This is a genomic window from Halomonas mongoliensis, assembly GCF_052496345.1.
Genome location: NZ_CP199288.1, coordinates 1198936 through 1220925 on the forward strand (window position 1 = coordinate 1198936; position 21990 = coordinate 1220925).

Genomic DNA, 21990 nt, shown 5'->3' on the forward strand with positions numbered 1-21990 from the left:
GAGGTGCTCATGAAAACCCTGATCAATCGACAGTTCGACTTCATGGGCAAGCGCAAGGTCGCCTTCGCGATCTCGGCGGCCCTGATCCTGGCGTCGATCATTTCGCTGCTCTTCCAGCAGCTCAACCTGGGGCTGGATTTCACCGGCGGCACCCTGGTGGAGGTGCGCTACGCCGTGGCGCCTTCGCTGGAGGCCGTGCGCCAGACCCTGGAGGCCGCCGAGTTCCGCGACGTCTCGGTGCAGACCTTCGGCGCCTCTACCGAGGTGCTGATCCGTCTGCAGCAGGCCTTCGACCCCGAGGTGGGCGACCGCGTGGTGCAGCTGCTGCGCTCCGGCGGCGACAGCGTGGAGCTGGTGCGCGCCGAGTTCGTCGGCGCCCAGGTGGGCGAGCAGCTGCGCGACCAGTCGGGCCTCGGCCTGCTGGTGGCGCTGGGCATCGTGATGATCTACGTGGCCTTCCGCTTCCAGTACAAGTTCGCCATCGGCGCCCTGCTGGCGCTGATGCACGACGTGATCATCGTGGTCGGCATCTTCTCGCTGTTCCAGCTCGACTTCGACCTCACCGTGCTGGCGGCGCTGCTGGCGGTGATCGGCTATTCGCTCAACGACACCATCGTGGTCTATGACCGCATCCGCGAGACGATCCGCAAGTCACGCATCGACGACATGCCGGCGATCTTCAACGAAGCGATCAACATGACCCTGTCGCGCACCCTGGCGACGTCCGGTACCACCCTGCTGGTGCTGATGGCGCTGCTGATGCTGGGCGGCGACATGATCCACCACTTCTCGATCGCCCTGATCATCGGCGTGGTGGTGGGGACCTTCTCCTCCATCTACGTAGCCGCGGCCCTGCTGCTCGCCGTGCACCTCCAGCGCGAGGATCTGATTCCCGCCAGGAAGGAGGACGCCGAGGCCGAGGAGGAGCTGCCCTGACAGCGGGAAGCTGGAGAGCAGCCTGCAAACGAAACCGCCCCCGCAGCTTTGCTGCGGGGGCGGTTTTTCTTCCAGCTTCAGGCTTTTCGCTTGCCGCTTAGAAGTGCGGCTTGAGCTGCTGGACCAGGGCCTTGTAGAGGCGCGGGCCCGCCGCCATCAGCTGGCCCTCCACCTCGACCTTCGGCTGGCCGTCCGGGGTCCCCATCAGGGCGCCGGTCTCCTTGAGCAGCAGGGTGCCGACCTGCATGTCCTGCTCCTCCAGGCCCAGCACGAAGGCGGCGTCGGCACGGCCGGCGGCCAGCTCGGCCAGGTCCAGCAGGCCGCTGCCGGAGGCGCGCTGCACCTCGATGACCGGGCCCAGCTGCTGGACCAGGGTCAGGTAGGCGGGCAGGTTGCGGGGGCGCAGCCAGGTCTCGGGCAGACCCATGGCGATGCGGGCACCGCCCACGGCGTGGGTCTTGGGCACGCGAATGCGCTTGCCGTTATGCTGGGCACCGCGGCCGCGGCTGACCAGGTACTCGTCATCGCTGAAGGGACAGATCACCACCGCATGCTCCGGGCGGCCCTTGACCATGCAGACCACCGACAGCGCGAAGCCGGAGGCGGCCACGCCGAGGTTGGAGTAGCCGTGGAAGGGTTCGATCTTCCACAGGGTGTCGGCACCTTCACCCTCACCGGAGCGGTGGGGGGTAAAGCGGCCGACGACGCCGTGCTGGGGGTAACCGCGGGAGAGCTGACGGACGATCAGCGCCTCGGCGTTGCGGGCGGCGTCTTCCAGCAGGCGATCGAGGTTGCTCTCTTCGTGGGCGTTCTCGATACGCTCACGGATACGCAGGAACTGTTCGCCGGCGCTGCGTGCCGCACGCAGCGCATATTGGACCATCGGATGCATGATCGGGCCTTGGGGAGTCGGTGGTGTTAAAGAACGGGGGTGTTCGTGGAAGCGTTCGGTTGGAACGGACGGCGCGAATCCTAGCAGACCCCGGCCCGTTGCGCCACGACCATCGGCGATGGCCCCCGCGGCGCTCGGCCCGCACAACATGCTAGACTCTGCCGCCCCGAGGTATCGCCCCGATTCATGTCATCCCAGGGAAGCCCACCATGCTCGACCGCATCCGTATCGTCCTGATCGGCACCAGCCACCCCGGCAACATCGGCGGCGTCGCCCGCGCCATGCACAACATGGGCCTCGCCGACCTGGCCCTGGTGGCACCCCGCTGCGAGCCGGTCACCGCCGACAGCGTATCGCGGGCCTCCGGCGCCGACCACCTGGTGCATGGCGCCCGAGTGGTAGAGACCCTGGAGCAGGCGGTGGCCGACTGCACCCTGGTGGTAGGGGCCAGCGCCCGCTCGCGCACCCTGCCCTGGCCGATGATCGCCCCCCGGGCGCTGGGCGCGCGCCTGCCCCAGGAGCTGGCCGGCGACGGCGCCCGGGTCGCCCTGGTCTTCGGCCGGGAGGACAGCGGCCTGACCAACGCCGAACTGCAGCGCTGCCACGCCCATGTGCATATCCCCACCAACCCCGACTTCAGCTCCCTGAACCTGGCCGCCGCGGTGCAGGTACTCGCCTACGAGTGCCGCCTGGCCTGGCTGGAAGAGGAGCCAGCGCCCACCGAGGAGCCCGCCCAGGCGCTGGCCACCCACGAGGAGCTTGAGCACTACTTCGCTCATCTGGAGCGCACTCTCATCGCCATCGGCTTCCACGACCCGGCCATGCCGCGCCAGCTGATGGCTCGCCTGCGCCGCTTCACTCTCCGGGCCCGCCCGGAGCGCATGGAGCTCAACATCCTGCGCGGCATCCTCTCGGACACCGAGAAGCTGGCCCCGCCCCGGGACGACGCCTGAGGCTATTCTGGAGCGGCGCCCGAGGCCGTGCCTTGAAGGGGGCCTACCGCGCCCCCACACTGAAAATATCATCCTCTGCGGCAGATGCCGCCCTGCCCCCTTCCAGCCCAAGGACCGCCGCATGTTTCAACGCCTGCGTGAGGACATCAACAGCGTTTTCGACCGCGACCCGGCGGCCCGCAACGCCTTCGAGGTGCTGACCAACTATCCGGGCCTCCACGCCCTGCTGATCCATCGCCTCAGCCACTGGCTGTGGAAGAAGAATCTCAAGTGGCTGGCGCGCAGCCTCTCCACCTTCTCGCGCTGGCTCACCGGCGTCGAGATCCACCCCGGGGCGAAGATCGGCCGACGCTTCTTCATCGACCACGGCATGGGCGTGGTGATCGGCGAGACCGCCGAGATCCATGACGACGTGACTCTCTACCACGGCGTGACCCTGGGCGGCACCAGCTGGAACAAGGGCAAGCGTCACCCCACCCTGGAGAACGGCGTGATCGTCGGCGCCGGGGCCAAGATCCTCGGTCCCTTTACCGTGGGCGCCGGCGCCAAGATCGGCTCCAACGCCGTGGTCACCAAGGAGGTGCCCGCCGGCGCCACCGTGGTGGGCATTCCCGGCAAGATCGTCAAGCGCGCCGACCCCGATGCCGCCGAGATTCTCGAGGTGGATCCAGAGCGTCGCGAGGCGATGCGTCGCAAGTTCGGCTTCGACGCCTACGGCATCAGCGAGGACATGCCGGACCCGGTAGCGCGCTCCATCCAGGCCATGCTCGACCATATGCACGCCGTGGACGAGCGCATCGAGCGCATGTGCCAGACCCTGCGCAAGGTGGACGCCAGCTATCGCGACGGCCGCCTGCCGGAACTGCGCGACGAGGATTTCGCCGACGTGCTCGACGATGCCGACGCCTGCGCCATGCCGGAAAAGGCGCCTGCCCGGCACACCGACGCCGGGGGCGACGGCGACCGCGGGGCCAATGGTTGACCAAAGCGCTTGGTCTTTACCATAATGCACGATCGACCGTGCTCCCCCGGGGAGTGCCCGCTCACCGACCGCCGACTCCTTCGGCGCCGAGGACGCCATGCGCCTGACCACCAAGGGACGCTACGCCGTCACCGCCATGCTCGACCTGGCGATGAATGCCCAGCAGGGCCCCATCTGCCTGGCCGATATCTCCAGGCGCCAGGAGATATCGCTCTCCTACCTGGAGCAGCTCTTCGCACGGCTGCGCCGGGCGAAGCTGGTGGAGAGCGTACGCGGCCCCGGCGGTGGCTACCTGCTGGCCCAGCCGCCCGAGTCGATCTCGGTGGCCCGGGTGATCGACGCCGTGGACGAGTCGGTGGACGCCACCCGCTGCGGCGGGCTCTCCGACTGCCAACAGGGCGACACCTGCCTGACCCACCACCTGTGGTGTGAGCTCTCCGAGCGCATCCACGGCTTCCTGGAGGGCGTCACCCTGGGCCAGCTCGCCTCCCGCATGGAGGTACAGCAGATCGCCGGACGCCAGCGCGACCGCCAGGCCAACAGCGGCGATATTCTCGCCTCGGCGCCCTGAGCCACCGGACCGCCGGACCGCACCCAACCAGATTCCGAGGCCATGACCACACCCGCCTATCTCGACTACGCCGCCACCACCCCCGTCGACCCCCGCGTCGCCGAACTGATGGCGCGCCACCTGACCCTCGACGGCATCTTCGCCAACCCCGCCTCGCGCAGCCACATGCTGGGCTGGCAGGCGGAGCAGGCGGTGGAGAATGCCCGCCGCCAGGTGGCCGACCTGATCAACGCCGACCCCCGCGAGATCGTCTGGACCAGCGGCGCCACCGAGGCGGACAACCTGGCGCTGACCGGCTACCTGCGCGCCAACCGCGCCCGGGGGCGCCACCTGGTGACCTCCACCGTCGAGCACAAGGCGGTGGTAGACACCGCCCTGGCCCTCGAAGCCGAAGGCTTCGAGGTGACCTGGCTGACCCCGGGGCGCGACGGCCGCATCACGCCCGAGCAGCTACGCGACGCCATGCGCCAGGACACCGTGCTGGTCTCGCTGATGGCAGTGAACAACGAGCTGGGCGTCATCCACGACCTGGCGGCGCTGGCCGAGGTGGCCCACGCTGGGGGCGCCCTCTTCCATACCGATGCCGCCCAGGCGGTGGGTCGTTTGGACCTGGACGTGAAGCGCCTGGGGATCGACCTGATGTCGCTCTCCGGCCACAAGGCCTACGGCCCCAAGGGCATCGGCGCCCTCTATGTGAAGCGCGACCCGGATATTCGCCTGGAGGCGCTGATCCACGGCGGCGGCCACGAGCGCGGCATGCGCTCCGGCACCCTTCCCACCCACCAGATCGTGGGGATGGGCGAGGCCTTCGCCCTGGCAGGGGCCGAGGGCGAGGCCGACCAGGCCCGCATCACCACCCTTCGCGACCGCCTGCTGGCCGGCCTGGCCGACCTGGGTGGCATCTACCGCAATACCGCGGTGGAAGTGTCGGTGCCCAATATCCTCAACCTGGCCTTCGAGGGCGTCGACGGCGAGTCGCTGCTGATGGCGCTGCGCGACGTGGCGCTCTCCACCGGCTCGGCGTGCAACTCGGCCAGCGTCGAGCCATCCTATGTATTGAAGGGCATCGGCCTGCCCCGCGCCCTGGCGCTGGCTTCGCTGCGCTTCAGCTTCGGCCGCTTCACCACCGAGGCCGACATCGACATGGCCCTGGCCGCCCTGCGCCACGCCCTGACCGGGCTGCGTCGCCAGGCCGTCCGCAGCGCCCAGTGACACCCATCGGCCTCGGGCCAACCCATCGACTTCAGGAGAGAGACCCATGGCGCATTTGACCATTACCGCCGCCGCCGCCGACCAGATTCGCCGGGTGCTCGAGGAGCGCGGCGCGGGCCTCGGCCTGCGCGTCTCGGTCAAGCCCAGCGGCTGCTCCGGCTACAGCTACGTACTCGACTTCGCCGACGAGGCCGAGGGCGACGACACCTGTTTCGAGGAGCATGGCGTCAAGGTCTTCGTCGCCCCGGAGGCGTTGGAGGTGCTTGACGGCAGCGAAGTGGACTACGTCAACGAAGGGCTCAACCGCTTCTTCCGCTTCAACAACCCCAACGTCAAGGACCAGTGCGGCTGCGGCGAGAGCTTTACGGTCTGACGCGCCCCCAGTAGCGACGATTGTTCAACGCCGCCCCGGGGCGGTATAATCCGCGCCCAATCGGCGTCCGCTGCCGAGCTTCATCAGTTTCACCGCGCCGCCCAGGCTCCAGCACAAGAGCCCAGGGGCGGCGCGGCGCTATTCATCGACACCCCTGTCCATCACCCCCTACTGGAGACATGCCCATGGCTACCCAGCGCACCCTGTCCATCATCAAGCCCGACGCCGTTGCCAAGAACGCCATCGGCGAGATCATCGCTCGCTTCGAGAAGGCCGGCCTCCAGGTCGTCGCCGCCAAGATGCTGCACCTGGACGACGACAAGGCCGGCGGCTTCTACGCCGAGCACAAGGAGCGCCCCTTCTTCAAGGATCTGGTCGGCTTCATGACCTCCGGCCCGGTGGTGGTCCAGGTGCTCGAGGGCGAGGACGCCATCGCCAAGAACCGTGAGCTGATGGGCGCCACCAACCCCAAGGAAGCCGCGCCGGGCACCATCCGCGCCGACTTCGCCGAGACCATCGACGCCAACGCCGTGCATGGCTCCGACTCCCCCGAGTCCGCCGAGCGCGAGATCGCCTACTTCTTCGGCGCCGACGAGATCTGCCCGCGCTGATCGCGTCTCCCGGGCGGGGGCCCTGCCCCCGCCTCCCCTGCTTCTCCCTTTCCCGACCCGCTGACCGCCATGACCGCTGATACCGCACCCCAGAAGACCAACCTGCTCGGCATGTCCCGCGAGGAGATGGAAGCCTTCTTCCTCTCCATCGGCGAGAAGAAGTTCCGTGCCGCCCAGGTGATGAAGTGGATCCACCACGAGGGCTGTGACGACTTCGCGGCCATGACCAACCTCTCCAAGGCGCTGCGCGCCAAGCTCGCGGACGTGGCCGAGATCCGCGGCCCCGGCGTGGTCTACGAGGGCACCTCCAGCGACGGCACCCGCAAGTGGGTGCTGGAGGTCGAGGACGGCAGCTACGTTGAAACGGTGCTGATTCCCGCCGACAACGGCAAGCGCCGCACCCTCTGCGTCTCCTCCCAGGTGGGCTGCTCCCTGGACTGCAGCTTCTGCTCCACCGGCAAGCAGGGCTTCCAGCGCAACCTCACCGCCGCCGAGATCATCGGCCAGGTGTGGGTCGCCCAGCGCAGCGTGGGCCCGCGCAAGGACACCGCCAACCGCCCGGTCACCAACGTGGTGATGATGGGCATGGGGGAACCGCTGCTCAATTACGACAACGTCGTGCCGGCCATGAAGCTGATGCTCGACGACAACGGCTACGGCCTCTCCAAGCGCCGGGTCACCCTCTCCACCTCCGGGGTGGTGCCGATGCTCGACAGGCTCGGCGACGAGCTCGACGTGAGCCTGGCCATCTCGCTGCATGCCGCCAACGACGCGCTGCGCAACGAACTGGTGCCGCTCAACCGCAAGTACAATATCCGCACCCTGCTGGACGCCTGCCACCGCTACCTGGCCAAGTGCGACGACACCCGCATGGTCACCATCGAGTACACGGTGATCAAGGACGTCAACGACCAGCAGGAGCACGCCCGGGAGCTCGCCGAGTTGCTGCGCGAGCTGCCCTGCAAGATCAACCTGATTCCCTTCAATCCCTTCCCCCACTCGGGCTACGAGAAGCCGTCCCGCAACCAGGTGGTGCGCTTCCAGCAGTGGCTCTATGAGCTTGGCTATACGGCGCCGATCCGCACCACCCGCGGCGACGATATCGACGCCGCCTGCGGCCAGCTGGTGGGAAGGGTCAAGGATCGTACCAAGCGCCACGAGCGCTATATCCAGTCGATCCAGATCGACGCCGACTGAGCGGGTGGGTCACCTTGACTTCAACCGGGCGCGACGCTTTGATGGTCAGGCCTTTCATCCCCCCGGCGAGGTGCCGCGACCGGCTCGACCCGGGGAGTTACCTGTCGACCGTCGGGAGAACGCCATGACGCGCCGCCTCAGTGTATCGGGAGCCTCGCGCCTGCCCGCCCTGGCCATCCTGCTGGGCAGCCTGTGGCTGGCCGGCTGCGCCACCCAGTCCCAGGGCCTGGCCGGCAGCGATCGGGACACCAGCCCCGCGGATGCCCATACCCAGCTGGGCATCGCCTACCTGGAGCGTGACAACCTGCAGCGCGCCATGGGCGCCCTGGAGCGCGCGCTCGCCATCGACCCCAACGCTCCCGAGGCGCTGCAGGCCATGGCCATGATCTACCAGCGCCAGGGCGAGCGGCAGCTGGCCGATGAGACCTTCCGCCGCGCCCTCTCGGCGAACCGCAACTTTACCCGCGGGCGCAACAACTATGCGGCCTTCCTCTATGATCAGGGCCGCATTCGCGAGGCCTGCGAGCAGCTCGAGCTGGCCTCCAGCGACGCCCAGTACCCCCAGCGGGCACAGCTGTTCGCCAACCTGGGGCAGTGCCAGCGCGAGCTGGGCGATATCGGCGCCGCCCGCCAGAGCCTGGAGCGGGCCCAGAACATCGACCCCCGCAGCCCGCGCAGCTACTACACCCTGGCCGAGCTGGAGTACTCCGCGGGCAACCTCGATCGCGCCCAGCAGCAGATCGGCACCTTCATCCGCCTGGCCGGCCCGAGCCCCGACGCCCTGAGGCTGGCCCGGCAGGTTGCCGAGGCCCGAGGCGACCGGACCACCGCGGCCTTCTACAGCGAACAACTGGACGGCCTCTCCGGCACGCCCTGAATCACGACTCTTGACGAAGGATGCTCAGCCATGAGCGATACCCAGACACCAGACCCCGCCGACAGCGCCATCTCGGCTTCGCCGGGCGAGCAGCTCAGGCGTGAGCGGGAGTCCCAGGGCCTCTCGATCGGCGAGGTGGCCGGTGCCCTCAACCTGCGCCCGGCGGTGATCCGCGGCCTGGAGGAGGACGACTACGAGGAGGTGCCGATCCCCACCTATCGGCGGGGCTACCTGCGCGCCTATGCCCACCTGCTGGGCATCGAGGACAGGCCGGTACTCGACGCCTACCGCAGCCGCTTCGGCAGCGAGGAGAGCGAGCGCAAGGTCACCCCGGTACAGGTGACGCGCCCCCCCTCGCGAATCGGTGCCTGGCTGTTCCGGCTGGTGACCCTGCTGGTGATCGCCGGCCTGATCGGGCTGACCCTGATGTGGTGGCAGAGCCGCGGCGGGAACGAGCCGCCCGGCATCAGCGACAGTGGCCCGGTGGCCGTGGATGGGCTTGACGGCACCACCACCACCATCAGCGAACCCGAAGCCCCGGCGGTGAGCGAAGCGCCCCCCGCCGAGAGCCTGCCCCCCCTTCCCGAAGAGGACGAGGGGCTGGGCCTGGTGGAGGACCCTGACGCCATGGCCGACGAGGCCGCCGCGGCGAGCGTCGACGCCGATGGCGCCCTGGCCCTGGCCGATGCCGAGCCCGAGATGGCCGACGAAGCCGCCATCGAGGAAGCCGTCGTGGAGGAGGCCGCCGCCGACCCGCGCCGGCTGGAGCTGACCTTCAATGAGCAGTCCTGGACCGAGATCTTCGATGCCAACAACCAGCGCATCTTCGTCGGCCTGCAGGAACCCGGCACCTCGGCCAGCGTCGAAGGGGAGCCGCCTTTCCGCCTCACCGTGGGCAACGCCACCGGCGTCGAACTGACCTGGGCCGGCGAGGCCGTTGACCTCGGCGCCCGCGCCGGCGCCAACAATGTCGCCCGCTTCACTCTGGGAGATTGATCCGCCACCATGCACGCCCCATCCCCCATCGTTCGCCGCAAGTCCCGCCAGATCCACGTCGGTAAGGTACCGGTCGGGGGCGACGCCCCCATCTCGGTGCAGAGCATGACCAACACCGACACCCTGGACGTGGCCGCCACCGTGGCGCAGATTCGCCGCCTCGAAGAGGCCGGCGCCGACATCGTGCGCGTCTCCGTCCCCGACATGGACGCCGCCGAGGCCTTCGGCAAGATCAAGCGTGAGGTGGAGGTCCCCCTGGTGGCCGACATCCACTTCGACTACAAAATCGCCCTGCGCGTCGCCGAGCTCGGCGTCGACTGCCTGCGCATCAACCCCGGCAATATCGGCCGCGAGGATCGCGTACGCGCCGTGGTCAGCGCCGCCCGGGACAACGGCATCCCCATCCGCATCGGCGTCAACGCGGGTTCGCTCGAGAAGGACCTGCAGAAGAAGTACGGCGAGCCCACCCCGGACGCCCTGGTCGAGTCCGCCATGCGCCATATCGACCACCTCGACCGCCTCGACTTCCAGGAGTACAAGGTCAGCGTCAAGGCCTCCGATGTGTTCATGGCGGTGGCCGCCTACCGCAAGCTGGCCGGCCTGATCGAACAGCCCCTGCACCTCGGGATCACCGAGGCGGGCGGGCTGCGCTCGGGCACCGTCAAGTCCTCCATCGGACTCGGGCTCCTGCTGATGGACGGCATCGGCGACACCATCCGGGTCTCCCTGGCCGCGGACCCCGTCGAGGAGATCAAGGTCGGCTTCGACATGCTCAAGAGCCTGCGCCTGCGCGCCAAGGGCATCAACTTCATCGCCTGCCCCAGCTGCTCGCGCCAGAACTTCGACGTCATCGGCACCATGAACGCCCTGGAGGAGCGCCTCGAGGACATCATGACCCCGCTGGATGTCTCGGTGATCGGCTGCGTGGTCAACGGCCCCGGCGAGGCCAAGGAGAGCGATATCGGGCTCACCGGCGGCTCGCCGGCCAACCTCGTCTATATCGACGGCAAGCCGGCCTCCAAGCTGCGCAACGACCACCTGGTCGACGACCTCGAGCGGCTGATCCGCGACAAGGTGCGCGAGAAGGAGCAGGCCGAGAAGGACATGATCGCCCGCGGCTGAATCTCAGCACCAGATCGCCGCGGCGACCCATCAAGGAGCAAGCGTTGAGCAAGTCTGACAGTAGCAAGAAGAAGATCCAGGCCATCCGCGGCATGAACGACCTGCTGCCGGAGCAGTCGCCGCTGTGGCAGTACTTCGAGGGCAAGGTACGGGCGCTGCTGGCCCGCTACGGCTATGCCGAGATCCGCACCCCCATCGTCGAGCAGACCGCCCTGTTCGCCCGCTCCATCGGCGAGGTCACCGACATCGTCGAGAAGGAGATGTACACCTTCGAGGACCGCAACGGTGACAGCCTGACCCTGCGCCCCGAGGGCACGGCGAGCTGCGTGCGCGCCGCCATGGAGCACGGCCTGCTGCACAACCAGACCCAGCGGCTCTGGTACCAGGGGCCGATGTTCCGCCACGAGCGCCCCCAGAAGGGCCGCTACCGCCAGTTCCACCAGGTGGGCGTGGAGACCTTCGGCCTGGAGGGGCCGGACATCGACGCAGAGGTGATCCTGCTCTCGGCCCGCCTGTGGCGCGAGCTGGGCCTGATGGAGCACGTCACCCTGGAGCTCAACTCCCTGGGCTCCTCGGAGGCGCGTGCCGCCTATCGCGACACCCTGGTGGCCTACTTCGAGGCGCATCATGACCGGCTCGACGAGGACTCCCGCCGCCGCCTGGGAAGCAACCCGCTGCGCATCCTGGACTCCAAGAATCCGGAGATGGCCGACATGCTGGCCGGCGCGCCCAAGCTGATCGACCACCTGGACGAGGACTCCCGGACGCACTTCGAGGCGCTCTGCGCCATGCTCGACGCCGCCGGCATCGCCTATGTGGTCAATCCGCGGCTGGTGCGCGGCCTGGACTACTACGGCCGCACCGTCTTCGAGTGGACCACCACGGCGCTGGGCAGCCAGGGCACGGTGTGTGCCGGCGGGCGCTACGACGGCCTGGTGGAGCAGCTCGGCGGCAAGCCGACCCCGGCGGTAGGCTTCGCCATGGGCATCGAGCGCCTGATCCTGCTGCTCGAAACCCTCGACCTGGTCCCCGAGGCCGCCCTCGGCGAGCTCGACCTCTATGTGCTGCCCATGAGCGATGAGGCCACCGGCCCTGCCCTGCTGCTGGGCGAGCGACTGCGCGGCGAGCTTCCCAAGCTGCGTGCCCAGCTGCACTGCGGCGGCGGCAGCTTCAAGAGCCGCATGAAGAAGGCCGACAGGAGCGGCGCGCGACTGGCGCTGCTGCTGGGCGAGGACGAGCTGGCCCAGGGCACCGTCACGCTCAAGTTCCTGCGCGAGGAGCGCGAGCAGCAGAGCCTGCGCCAGGAAGCGCTGGCCGAGGTGCTGAGCGGCCTGCTGACCTCCCGTAACACCTGATCATTCCGGCGCCGGCCTGTCGCCTGCGCCCATCGGAACCCTACAAGGAGGCCGCCCGTGGCGGAGCTGAGAACCGAAGAAGAGCAGCTCGAAGCGCTCAAACGCTGGTGGAAGGAGAACGGCGTATCGCTGATCGCCGGGGTGGCCATCGCCGCCGCCGGCGTGATCGGCTGGAACGCCTGGCAGAGCTATCAGGAGAACCAGGCCAGCGCCGCCTCGGCCCGCTACCAGTACCTGATCAACCTGACCGCCGGCAGCCAGCTCGATGACGCCACCCTGGCCGAGGCCCGGGAGCTGGTGGTGGAGATCACCGACAACCACGGCAAGACCCTCTACGCCGACCTGGCGCGGCTGATCGATGCCCGCCTGGCAGTGGCCGACGAGGACCTCCCCGGCGCCCGCGCCGCCCTGGAGGCGGTGATCGATGCCAGCGGCCGCGACTACGTCAAGGGCCTGGCACGCCTGCGCCTGGCGCGCCTGCAGGTCGCCCAGGGCGACGCCGAGGCGGCGCTCTCCACCCTGGACGCCGGCGTGCCCGAGGCGCTGGCGGCACAGCGCGCCGAGGTGCGCGGCGACGCCTACCACGCCCTGGGGCGCGAAGGCGATGCCGGCGAGGCCTGGCGCGAGGCGCTGGACCTGGCCGAAGCCCGCGACCAGCCGCTCTACGGCGTGCAGCTCAAGCTCGACAACCTGGGTCTTGGAGTCGACTCATGAAACCGACCTTTCTGATCGCCGCCCTGGCCGGGCTCGCCCTGCTGGCCGGCTGCGCCGGCAACCAGGTAGAACCTCAGTATCCGCCCAAGGAGCTCTCAAGCTTCGAGGAGCGCGATACCCTCTCCACGGCCTGGAGCCAGCGGGCAGGCCGCGGCCTGGGCCGCGCCGGCTACCCCATCGCCCCCTCCCGGGATGGCGACACCCTCTTCGCCGCCGATGAGCGCGGCCGGCTCTCGGCCTTTGCCGCCGACGACGGCGACCGCCAGTGGCAGGTGGACCTCGAGGTGCCGGTCTCCAGCGCCCTGACTGCCGTGGCCGGCGACGTCTACCTGGGCACCCGCAACGGCGAGGTGCTGGCCCTGAGCCAGCGCGATGGCAGCGTGCGCTGGCGCGCCCGGGTCCCCAGCGAGGTGCTGGCCGCCCCGCAGCCCAACCAGCAGCTGCTGGTGGTGCAGAGCGTCGACGGCTCGGTCACCGCCCTGGACCGCGCCAGCGGCGAGGAGCGCTGGCGCTACAGCGCCAGTCGCCCGGCGCTCACCCTGCGCGGCACCGGCACCCCCACGGTGATCGACCCCGTGACCTTCGCCGGCTTCGCCAACGGCCGCCTGGTGACCCTGGACAACCGCAGCGGCCAGCCGCTGTGGGAGCGCCGCATCGCCGTGGCCCAGGGCCGCAGCGATATCGAGCGCCTGGTGGACCTGGCCGCCCAGCCGGTGCTGACCCCGGACGGCCGCCTCTTCGTCACCAGCTTCAACGGCCGTCTGGTCGCCCTGGAGGCCACCCGCGGCGAGCCGCTGTGGGCCATCGACTTCTCCAGCTACCATACGCCGGTCCTGGTGGGTGACTTCCTGTTCGCCGTGGACGAGGCGGGCCATATCCATGCCCTGGACGCCAACAGCGGCGAGGAGATCTGGCGCAACACCGCCCTGGAGGGCCGCAGCATCACCGCCCCGGCCTTCGCCGACGGCCGCCTGGTATTCGGCGACTTCGAAGGCTATCTGCACCTGATCGACGCCCGCAGCGGTGAGCTGGTGGGCCGCGACCGGGTCGACCGCTCCGGTATCAGCGTGCGCCCCATCACCGACGGCCGCCGCATCCACGTGCTGGCCAATGACGGCACCCTCAAGGCCCTGGATATTCGCCAATGACCCCAGTGATCGCCCTGGTCGGCCGCCCCAATGTGGGCAAGTCGACCCTGTTCAACCGCCTGACCCGCTCCCGGGACGCCCTGGTGGCTGACTTCCCGGGCCTGACCCGCGACCGCAAGTACGGTAACGGCGTGCTCGGCGGCAAGGCCTATACGGTGATCGATACCGGCGGCATCAGCGGCGACGAGGAGGGCATCGATGCCGCCATGGCCGAGCAGTCCCTCGTCGCCATCGACGAGGCGGACATCGTGCTCTTCCTGGTGGACGCCCGAGCCGGCCTCAACGTGGCCGACCAGGCCATCGCCAACCACCTGAGGGTCAACCAGAAGAAGACCTGGCTGGTGGTCAACAAGACCGATGGCCTCGACGAGCCGAGCGCCGTGGCGGAGTTCTGGGAGCTGGGCCTCGGCGAGCCGCGCCCCATCGCCGCCGCCCACGGCCGCAACGTGACCGCCCTGATCGACGAAGTGCTCTCGCCCTTCCCCGAGCGCGACGAGAGCATCCCGGTGGACACCGGCACCAAGGGCATCCGTATCGGCGTGATCGGCCGCCCCAACGTGGGCAAGTCGACCCTGGTCAACCGCCTGCTCGGCGAGGAGCGGGTGGTGGTCTTCGACGAGGCGGGCACCACCCGCGACGCCATCGAGATCCCCTTCGAACGCCGCGGCAAGCCCTATGTGCTGGTGGATACCGCCGGGGTCCGGCGGCGCAAGAACGTCCATGAGATCGCCGAGAAGTTCTCGATCATCAAGACCCTGGATGCGATCAAGGAGTGCCATGTCGCCATCATGGTGCTGGATGGCCGCACCGGCCTGGTGGAGCAGGACCTGCACCTGCTCGACTATGTGCTGACCAGCGGCCGCGCCCTGGTGCTGGTGGTCAACAAGTGGGACGGCCTGGAGAGCGAGGCCAAGGAGAAGATGCGCGCCGAGATCAAGCGCCGCCTGGGCTTCGCCGACTACGCCGACCTGCACTACATCTCGGCGCTGCACGGCACCGGGGTGGGCGACCTCTACCCCTCCATCGAGCGCGCCTTCGCCTCGGCCAACGCCCACTGGTCCACCAACCGCCTGACCACCATCCTCCAGGACGCGGTGGAGTCCCACCAGCCGCCCATGGTGCATGGCCGACGGATCAAGCTGCGCATGGCCCACCAGGGCGGCGCCAATCCGCCGATCATCGTGGTCCACGGCAACCAGACCGAGTCGCTGCCCGAGGCCTACCGCCGCTACCTGACCAACACCTTCCGCAAGGTGCTCAAGGTCCGCGGCACGCCGATGCGCTTCGAATTCCGCTCGGGCAAGAACCCCTTCGACCCCATGGCCGATGCCAGCGACCGCGAGAAGGCCAAGAAGCGCGAACTGGGCCGCACCAAGGAGGCACGCAACAGCCGCCGCCGCTGAATCAATCCGCCGCGTCCAGCCCGCCTGGCAGCGCCCGGCCCGCCCCTGCAACGACAGAGGAGCGGCCGGGCGCTGTCGCTTTTCGGCCACTTCCCGCGCCTCGCCGAATCCCGCAGAATCCGCATGGCACGACCCCTTGACACAATCCGCTTGACAGCCGGGCCCGCCGGCCCTCTAATGCGCCGATTTTGCAGCGCAGCATAGTGCGCCGCGGGCCCCGCCCATCGTTACCCCCCATTCCGACAGGAGGCATCTCCGCCCATGTTTCGTCTCGTTCCTGCCCGTTTCCGGCGCTGGCGGCTGCTTGCCCCGCTGTGCCTCTCCGCCCTGCTCGCCGGCTGCCTGGCGCTGCCCCAGACCGGGCTCTTCGCCTTCCGCCTGGCGGTGACCTCGCTGGGGGTGGAGGAGGTGCGCATCGGCCCCTACGCCGTGGATGCCCGCCTCGATACCAGCGATATCATGTCCCTGGCGCTCTCGAGCCTGGGCGCCGGCAGCCTGCCGGTGCAGGCGACCCTGGCCATGGGCCTGGGGCTGCCCACCGGCATGCCGCCGGTGGAGATGTCGGGCTTCCGCTGGAGCCTGGACATGCCGGGCGTCGACCCGGTCAGCGGCCAGTATGAGCAGGACGTGACCCTGACCTCGAGTGACGACGCCAACCTGCGCCTGCCGGTGGCCTTCGACCTGCTGGCCGGCGGCCGCGAGGGGCTCGGCCCCATGGTGGAGCTGGCCAGCCAGCTGGCACGCCAGGGCGAGCTGCCCGCCGGCAGCGAGCTGGCCATCACCCCCGGGGACCTGCGCGGCCTGGGCATGACCCTGCCCGCCGGCCTGCTCACCCCCACCATCCGCCTGGGCGTGGGCGAGGACGGCAGGCTGATTCCGCGGGGGTAGGTCCTACGCCATGCGCTCGGGGCTGTTCCGGCGACAGGCCTGATCGGGGGCGCTGTGAACCCCTCCCTGGGCGCTACCGATGCCATCCCTGGCATAGGACCCCCTCCAGGCCTGCCCCCGGCGCCCCTCGCCTGTGGCCCCGCTGGCGGCTACTGCCCGTGCAGGCGCCGGCGGCCCACCCACTGGGTGGCGAACTGCCAGGCGCCGCGACCGCTGCGCCCGCCGCGCAGGGTGGCGAAGCGGATCGCCTCGGCGCGGGCCTCGGCGCTCCAGTCCTCGCGGCTGCCCAGCTGGGTGACCCAGTGACAGCACGCCTCCAGGTAGACATCCTGATTGAAGGGGTGGAAGCCCAGCCACAGGCCGAAACGATCGGAGAGCGAGATCTTCTCCTCCACGGCGTCGCCGTGGTGGAGCTCGTCGCCCACCAGCCGTGAGCCCTCATTGTCGCTCATGGATTCCGGCAGCAGGTGGCGGCGGTTGGAGGTGGCGTAGAGCAGCACGTTGGGGGGCGGGCCGGTCAGGGCACCGTCCAGCACGCTCTTCAGCGCCTTGTAGGCGTCGTCGTGCCCCTCGAAGGAGAGGTCGTCGCAGTAGACCACGAAGCGGTGCGGCTGGTCGCGCAGCTGGGCGACCAGCATGGGAAGGCCGGCGAGATCGTGGCGATCCACCTGCACCAGCCTCAACCCCTCATCGGCCAGGGAGTTGAGCAGCGCCCGGATCAGCGACGACTTGCCGCTGCCCCGGGAGCCCCACAGCAGCGCATGGTTGGCCGGCAGGCCCTGGAGAAAGGCCCGGGTGTTGTCCACCAGCGCCAGCTTCTGGCGCTCGATGCCCAGCAGGTCATCCAGGCTCAGGGCATCGCGCGGCGGCACCGGCAGCAGCCGGCCGCCCAGGCTGTGGCGCTGCCACAGGGCCGCCACGTCCCGGGTCCAGTCCACCTCCTGGGGAGGCGGCGGCAACCAGTGCTCCACATGATCCAGCAGATTCATCAGGCGGCGGGTCAGCTCGGCGTCCATGAAGGCTCCTTCTCCGTATTGTGCGGTTGACCTCGAGGTCGTTCCCGGTATCTTGTGGCGAACTTCGACGCCTCGTCCAGCTTCTCATGCGTCTGGATTCCCGCTTGCCCGCCAAGGAGACCCCCAATGCGCTGGATCAAGCCCCTCGCCATCGGTGCCCTCTGCCTGACTCTCACCGCCTGCGCCACCTCACCCACGGGTCGACAGCAGCTGACTCTGGTGTCCGATGCCCAGCTCAATCAGATGGGCGCCCAGGCCTTCGAGCAGTACCAGCAGGACCTGCCCACCGTGGGCGGCGCCACCCACCGCTATGTGCAGTGCGTGGCCGATGCCATCGTGGGCGCCCTGCCGCCGGAGCAGCAGCGCGCCCAGGACTGGCAGATCCGCGTCTTCGAGTCGGATCAGGCCAACGCCTTCGCCCTGCCCGGCGGCTACATGGGGGTCAACACCGGTCTGTTGCGCATCGCCGAAACCCAGGACCAGCTGGCCACGGTGATCGGCCACGAGGTGGGCCACGTGCTGGCCCGCCACGCCAACGAGCGGGTCTCCACCCAGACCGCCACCCAGCTCGGACTCTCGGTGCTCTCCTCGGTCTCCGGCATGCAGGGGCCGGCCGGCGAGCAGATGATGGGCGCGCTGGGGCTGGGCGCCCAGTACGGCGTGCTGCTGCCCTTCTCCCGCCGCCATGAGAGCGAGGCGGACATCATCGGGCTGCGCCTGATGGCCGAGGCCGGCTTCGATCCGCGAGAAAGCGTTACCCTGTGGCAGAACATGGAGGCCGCCGGCGGCGGCGCCCGGCCCCCGGCCTGGATGTCCACCCACCCGAGCCAGGGCCAGCGCATGGCCGGCCTTCAGGCCAACATGGATGACGCCCTGGCTCGCTACGAGCGCGCCCGTCAGGCGGGGCGGACGCCCAACTGCCCGCGCCCCTAGGAAAACACTGAGACCCAACTCATTTTTGGAAAGCGAATGCTGAGACTCGGACTACTGCTGCTGATCGCCCCCATCCTGCTGTTGATGGGGGTCTACTTCTGGGAATACTCGAGCGTACGGGAGTGCACGCTCTCGGGTGGCCACTGGGACTATCTGGAGAGGGTGTGCCGTGACACCCCGCAGCCCTTCGTCTCCTGGCTGCAGCGCTACCCCTGGCTGGTCAACGGCGGCATGCTGCTGTCGGTGATCGGGGTGGGGCTCTGCATGGTCGGGCTCTATGTCAAAAGACGCTGAGAGCGGCGCCGAGATCATAGCGACGCCCTGAGCGCCTCCAGCACCGGGGCAGTGTCGGGGCGCTTGCCGCGCCACTGGAAGAAGGACTCCGCCGCCTGCTCCACCAGCATGCCAAGGCCATCCACGGCGTGGGCACCGCGCTCGGCGGCCCAGCGCAGGAAGACCGTGGGCTCGGCGCCATACATCATGTCGTAGGCGGTGGCACCCTCCGAGAAGAGGTCGTCGGGCAGCGGCGGCAGGTCGCCGGCGAGGCTCGCGCTGGTGCCGTTGATCACCAGGTCGAAGGGACCGGCCGCGGCGTCGAAGCCGCCACCGGCGATCTCTCCCAGGTCCCGGAAGTCGGCGGCTAGCCGCTCGGCCTTTTCGGCGGTGCGGTTGGCCACGACCAGGTTCGCCGGCGCCTCGGCCAGCAGCGGCTCCAGCACGCCGCGCACCGCCCCGCCGGCTCCCAGCACCAGGAGCCGGGCGCCGGCCAGGTCCACCCCGGCGCGCTTAAGGTCGCGCACCAGCCCCACCCCGTCGGTGGTATCGCCATACGTCGCCCCGTTGCCGCCCAGGATCAGGGTATTCACCGCCCCGGCCCGCCGGGCGCGCTGGCTCAGGGTGTCGCAGAGGCGGAAGGCCTCCTCCTTGAAGGGCACGGTGACGTTGGCGCCGCGCCCGCCCTCGGCCACGAAGCGCCGCCAGGCACCGGCAAAGTCGTCCAGGGGCGCCTCGATGGCGCTGTACTCCATGGTCTGGCCGGTCTGGGCGGCGAAGGCGGCATGGATGGCCGGCGACTTCGAGTGGGCCACCGGATGGCCGAAGACACAGTAGCGGTCGGTCATGGTCACTCCTTGATCACTCATCGAGGTTCGCCTCGCCCAGCCAGTCCCGGGGGCGCAGGTAGTTCGCATAGAGCTCCGCCTCGGGGCTGCGGGGCTCGGGCTCCCAGGCGTACTCCCAGCGTGCCAGGGGCGGCATCGACATCAGGATCGACTCGGTGCGCCCACCGCTCTGCAGCCCGAAGAGGGTGCCGCGGTCCCAGACCAGGTTGAACTCCACGTAGCGGCCGCGGCGGTAGAGCTGGAAGTCGCGCTCGCGCTCGCTCCAGGGCGTCTCGCGGCGGCGGCGCACGATGGGCAGATAGGCATCGAGGAAGGCGTCGCCCACGGCGCGCTGGAAGGCGAAGCACGGCTCGAAGCCCCCTTCGTTGAGGTCGTCGAAGAAGAGCCCACCGACGCCGCGGGTCTCGTCGCGGTGCTTCAGGTAGAAGTAGTCGTCGCACCACGCCTTGTAGCGCGGATAGACCCCCTCGCCGAAGGGGGCACAGGCGTCCCGGGCCACCCGGTGCCAGTGCACCACGTCCTCGAGCACCGGGTAGTAGGGGGTGAGGTCGAAGCCGCCGCCAAACCACCACACCGGCGCCTCGCCGGGCTTCTCGGCGATAAAGAAGCGCACGTTGCCGTGGCTGGTGGGCACGTGGGGGTTCTCGGGGTGCAGCACCCAGGAGACACCCACCGCATGGAAGCTGCGCCCGGCCAGCTCCGGGCGCGCCGCGGTGGCCGAGGGGGGCAGGCGCTCGCCGAAGACGTGGGAGAAGTTGACCCCACCCTTCTCGAAGACCCGGCCGCCCTCGATCACCCGGGAGCGCCCGCCGCCGCCTTCGGGGCGCTCCCAGGCGTCCTCCCGAAAGCCCCGGCCGCCGTCCTCGGCGGCCAGGGCCGCACAGAGCCGCTCCTGGAGGTCGAGCAGGTAGGTCTTGACGTGGTCGAGTCGGGCGTGGGTCAAGGGGGTCTCCTCGGAAAGCGCAGGGGAAATCAGGAACGCAGCACCTGGCCGGTGGCCAGGTCGCGGATGGTGCTGGGCCGCTCGAGACCGCCCAGCTCGCCCTCGACCACGGCATCCAGGCCGTCGGCGAAGATGGCGCGCACCTCGTTGGCGCTCATGGCCGGCGGTTCGCTGGCGATATTGGCCGAGGTGGAGACGATGGGGCCTCCGAAGGCCTCGCAGAGCTGGGCGACCAGGGGATGGGCGCTGACCCGCAGCGCCACCCTGTCATGACAGCCTCGCACCAGGCCATGGCTGCGGCCGTTGTCGGGCACCAGCCAGGTATTGGGCCCCGGCCAGCTGGCCGCCAGAGGCGCGTGAAGCTCGAGGGGTAACCCTTCGAGCCAGGCGGCGAACTGCTCGATGCGCCCCGCCACCAGGATCACCCCCTTGGCGGGGTCGCGCTGCTTGAGGCGCAGCAGGTGCGCCAGCGCCTCGTCGTTATCCGGGTCGCAGCCCAGCCCCCACACGGCCTCGGTGGGGTAGGCGATGACACCGCCCCGACGCAGGGCGGCAACGGCATGGGCGATCTGGCTGGCCTGGCTCATGGGGACTCCTGGGCGGCAAAGAGGCGGGAACGGGCGCGGATTCTATCACGCTCCCGAGAGCCGTACCCAGCCGCCGGCGGCATGGGCAACGCGTCCCTCCAGCTCAAGCTCAAGCAGGCGACGCTGACACTCGATGACGCCAAGCCCGGAGAGCCCCACCAGCGCATCCACCGGCGTCGGCGTGCCGCTCAGCCAGCGCAGCAGGGGGTCGCCGAGCCGCGGGTTACTGGCCGCGGCCGCCTCCGCCAGCGGCGCGGCGGCGGCCTGGACGGGCTGCCACTGGCTCAGCTCGGCGATGATATCGTCCACCTCGCAGACCAGCGCCGCGCCGTCACGGATCAGCCGCAGGCAGCCCCTGGCCTGGGGGTTGTGGATGGAGCCCGGCAGCGCGAACACCTCGCGCCCCTGCTCGGCGGCCAGCCGGGCGCTGACCAGGGAACCGCTGCGCTCGGCGGCCTCCACCACCAGCACCCCATAGGAGAGGCCGGTGACGATGCGATTGCGACGCGGGAAATAGGCTGGCCGCGCCGGCGTGCCGGGCGGATGCTCGGAGAGCAGCAGGCCGCCGGGCTCACGGAGCCGCTCATGCAGCCGATGGTGGCGTGCGGGGTAGACCACGTCGACGCCGCAGCCAAGCACGGCAACGCTGGCCCCACCGGCCGCCAGCGCCGCCTGCTGGGCGGCGGCATCGATGCCCAGCGCCATGCCGCTGACCACGCACCAGCCGCGCCCCGCCAGGTCCCGGGCGAAGCGCGCCGCATTGGTCAGCCCTTCCCGGGTCGCGCGGCGGGCGCCCACCATGGCCAACCGCGGTGGCGAGAGCGCACCGAGGTCTCCCCAGGCCCACAGCACGGGCGGCGGGTCGGCGGTTTCCTCCAGCAGGCGCGGCCAGGCGGGGTGGTCAGGATGGAGCAGGTGGCGGGCGGGCGCGGCAGCGAGCCACGCCTCAGCCCGGGCGATTTCGCCCCTCAGGGGGCTGCGGGCAGGGTGGTCCAGCCACAGGCGCAGCGCCGTGGCGGCCTCCTTCGGCAGCAGCGCCAGCCAGCCGTCCGGCCAGGCCGAGGCACGTGAGGCCACCTCGGCCAGCCGCGCCGGGCCGATGCCCGGCAGCTGACTCAGCACCAGCCACTCCCGGGCCCCGGGCCGCACCGTGCTCACCT

24 protein-coding genes are annotated in these 21990 nt (G+C 69.8%); 18 read left to right on the forward strand and 6 right to left on the reverse strand.

Annotated features, from left to right (window positions below; all coding sequences use genetic code 11):
- Positions 1 to 9 precede the first annotated feature (9 nt).
- Positions 10 to 936: a protein translocase subunit SecF gene (gene secF / locus ACRYRV_RS05550; protein WP_253449120.1), complete on the forward strand. Its 927-nt coding sequence runs from the start codon at positions 10 to 12 to the stop codon at positions 934 to 936.
- A gap of 97 nt (positions 937 to 1033) precedes the next feature.
- Here the strand turns inward: secF and ACRYRV_RS05555 are convergent, their stop codons facing one another.
- Positions 1034 to 1828 (reverse strand): inositol monophosphatase family protein, encoded by a 795-nt coding sequence (locus ACRYRV_RS05555; protein WP_253449117.1) that lies wholly within the window; start codon positions 1826 to 1828, stop codon positions 1034 to 1036.
- A gap of 209 nt (positions 1829 to 2037) precedes the next feature.
- On the opposite strand from ACRYRV_RS05555, the gene trmJ reads away from it, so the two are divergent.
- From trmJ to ACRYRV_RS05630, 15 genes are all read left to right on the forward strand, one after another.
- On the forward strand, positions 2038 to 2781 hold the full coding sequence (gene trmJ, locus ACRYRV_RS05560; RefSeq protein ID WP_253449114.1) for a tRNA (cytosine(32)/uridine(32)-2'-O)-methyltransferase TrmJ: 744 nt from the start codon (positions 2038 to 2040) through the stop codon (positions 2779 to 2781).
- Positions 2782 to 2902: 121 nt separating this feature from the next.
- Positions 2903 to 3763, forward strand: coding sequence for a serine O-acetyltransferase (cysE, locus tag ACRYRV_RS05565; RefSeq protein ID WP_309637123.1), 861 nt, complete (start codon positions 2903 to 2905; stop codon positions 3761 to 3763).
- Positions 3764 to 3860: 97 nt separating this feature from the next.
- Complete coding sequence (gene iscR, locus ACRYRV_RS05570) at positions 3861 to 4334, forward strand: Fe-S cluster assembly transcriptional regulator IscR (RefSeq protein WP_253449108.1); 474 nt, start codon at positions 3861 to 3863, stop codon at positions 4332 to 4334.
- 42 nt (positions 4335 to 4376) lie between these two features.
- Complete coding sequence (locus ACRYRV_RS05575; RefSeq protein WP_444985711.1) at positions 4377 to 5546, forward strand: aminotransferase class V-fold PLP-dependent enzyme; 1170 nt, start codon at positions 4377 to 4379, stop codon at positions 5544 to 5546.
- Positions 5547 to 5592: 46 nt separating this feature from the next.
- Complete coding sequence (locus ACRYRV_RS05580) at positions 5593 to 5919, forward strand: HesB/IscA family protein (protein WP_444985710.1); 327 nt, start codon at positions 5593 to 5595, stop codon at positions 5917 to 5919.
- 185 nt (positions 5920 to 6104) lie between these two features.
- Complete coding sequence (gene ndk / locus ACRYRV_RS05585) at positions 6105 to 6530, forward strand: nucleoside-diphosphate kinase (protein ID WP_253449099.1); 426 nt, start codon at positions 6105 to 6107, stop codon at positions 6528 to 6530.
- Between the two features lie 69 nt (positions 6531 to 6599).
- Entirely contained in the window at positions 6600 to 7727 is a 1128-nt protein-coding gene (gene rlmN / locus ACRYRV_RS05590) for a 23S rRNA (adenine(2503)-C(2))-methyltransferase RlmN (protein ID WP_299310890.1), read from the forward strand.
- 124 nt (positions 7728 to 7851) lie between these two features.
- Positions 7852 to 8604, forward strand: a complete 753-nt coding sequence (pilW, locus tag ACRYRV_RS05595) for a type IV pilus biogenesis/stability protein PilW (RefSeq protein WP_444985709.1) — start codon at positions 7852 to 7854, stop codon at positions 8602 to 8604.
- A 30-nt stretch (positions 8605 to 8634) separates the two neighbouring features.
- Entirely contained in the window at positions 8635 to 9600 is a 966-nt protein-coding gene (locus ACRYRV_RS05600) for a RodZ domain-containing protein (RefSeq protein WP_309637120.1), read from the forward strand.
- Positions 9601 to 9609: 9 nt separating this feature from the next.
- The gene (ispG, locus tag ACRYRV_RS05605; protein ID WP_309637119.1) at positions 9610 to 10722 is read left to right on the forward strand and encodes a flavodoxin-dependent (E)-4-hydroxy-3-methylbut-2-enyl-diphosphate synthase; all 1113 of its coding nucleotides are present in this window, start codon (positions 9610 to 9612) and stop codon (positions 10720 to 10722) included.
- A 44-nt stretch (positions 10723 to 10766) separates the two neighbouring features.
- Entirely contained in the window at positions 10767 to 12077 is a 1311-nt protein-coding gene (gene hisS / locus ACRYRV_RS05610) for a histidine--tRNA ligase (protein ID WP_444985708.1), read from the forward strand.
- 57 nt (positions 12078 to 12134) lie between these two features.
- The gene (locus ACRYRV_RS05615; RefSeq protein ID WP_253449085.1) at positions 12135 to 12791 is read left to right on the forward strand and encodes a YfgM family protein; all 657 of its coding nucleotides are present in this window, start codon (positions 12135 to 12137) and stop codon (positions 12789 to 12791) included.
- Positions 12788 to 13939: an outer membrane protein assembly factor BamB gene (gene bamB / locus ACRYRV_RS05620; protein ID WP_444985707.1), complete on the forward strand. Its 1152-nt coding sequence runs from the start codon at positions 12788 to 12790 to the stop codon at positions 13937 to 13939. Before ACRYRV_RS05615 ends, bamB begins: the two co-directional genes overlap by 4 nt.
- Positions 13936 to 15342: a ribosome biogenesis GTPase Der gene (gene der / locus ACRYRV_RS05625; RefSeq protein ID WP_309637116.1), complete on the forward strand. Its 1407-nt coding sequence runs from the start codon at positions 13936 to 13938 to the stop codon at positions 15340 to 15342. Before bamB ends, der begins: the two co-directional genes overlap by 4 nt.
- 261 nt (positions 15343 to 15603) lie before the next feature.
- Positions 15604 to 16230, forward strand: coding sequence for a hypothetical protein (locus tag ACRYRV_RS05630; protein WP_444985706.1), 627 nt, complete (start codon positions 15604 to 15606; stop codon positions 16228 to 16230).
- A 149-nt stretch (positions 16231 to 16379) separates the two neighbouring features.
- On the opposite strand, the gene ACRYRV_RS05635 is transcribed toward ACRYRV_RS05630, so the two are convergent.
- Entirely contained in the window at positions 16380 to 17246 is an 867-nt protein-coding gene (locus tag ACRYRV_RS05635) for an ATP-binding protein (RefSeq protein WP_444985705.1), read from the reverse strand.
- Positions 17247 to 17372: 126 nt separating this feature from the next.
- On the opposite strand from ACRYRV_RS05635, the gene ACRYRV_RS05640 reads away from it, so the two are divergent.
- Positions 17373 to 18179: a M48 family metallopeptidase gene (locus ACRYRV_RS05640; RefSeq protein ID WP_299310900.1), complete on the forward strand. Its 807-nt coding sequence runs from the start codon at positions 17373 to 17375 to the stop codon at positions 18177 to 18179.
- A gap of 36 nt (positions 18180 to 18215) precedes the next feature.
- Positions 18216 to 18473, forward strand: a complete 258-nt coding sequence (locus ACRYRV_RS05645) for a hypothetical protein (RefSeq protein ID WP_253449038.1) — start codon at positions 18216 to 18218, stop codon at positions 18471 to 18473.
- Positions 18474 to 18487: 14 nt separating this feature from the next.
- Here the strand turns inward: ACRYRV_RS05645 and aroE are convergent, their stop codons facing one another.
- The 4 genes from aroE to dprA are packed head-to-tail and all read right to left on the reverse strand — an operon-like array spanning position 18488 to position 21988.
- Positions 18488 to 19300 carry a shikimate dehydrogenase gene (gene aroE, locus ACRYRV_RS05650; RefSeq protein WP_444985704.1) on the reverse strand — a complete coding sequence of 271 codons (813 nt, stop codon included), beginning with the start codon at positions 19298 to 19300 and terminating at the stop codon, positions 18488 to 18490.
- Positions 19301 to 19313: 13 nt separating this feature from the next.
- Positions 19314 to 20243 carry an oxygen-dependent coproporphyrinogen oxidase gene (gene hemF, locus ACRYRV_RS05655; protein ID WP_444985703.1) on the reverse strand — a complete coding sequence of 310 codons (930 nt, stop codon included), beginning with the start codon at positions 20241 to 20243 and terminating at the stop codon, positions 19314 to 19316.
- Between the two features lie 29 nt (positions 20244 to 20272).
- Positions 20273 to 20830 carry an L-threonylcarbamoyladenylate synthase gene (locus ACRYRV_RS05660; protein ID WP_253449034.1) on the reverse strand — a complete coding sequence of 186 codons (558 nt, stop codon included), beginning with the start codon at positions 20828 to 20830 and terminating at the stop codon, positions 20273 to 20275.
- Between the two features lie 45 nt (positions 20831 to 20875).
- Positions 20876 to 21988, reverse strand: coding sequence for a DNA-processing protein DprA (gene dprA, locus ACRYRV_RS05665; protein ID WP_374711064.1), 1113 nt, complete (start codon positions 21986 to 21988; stop codon positions 20876 to 20878).
- Positions 21989 to 21990: the final 2 nt, after the last annotated feature.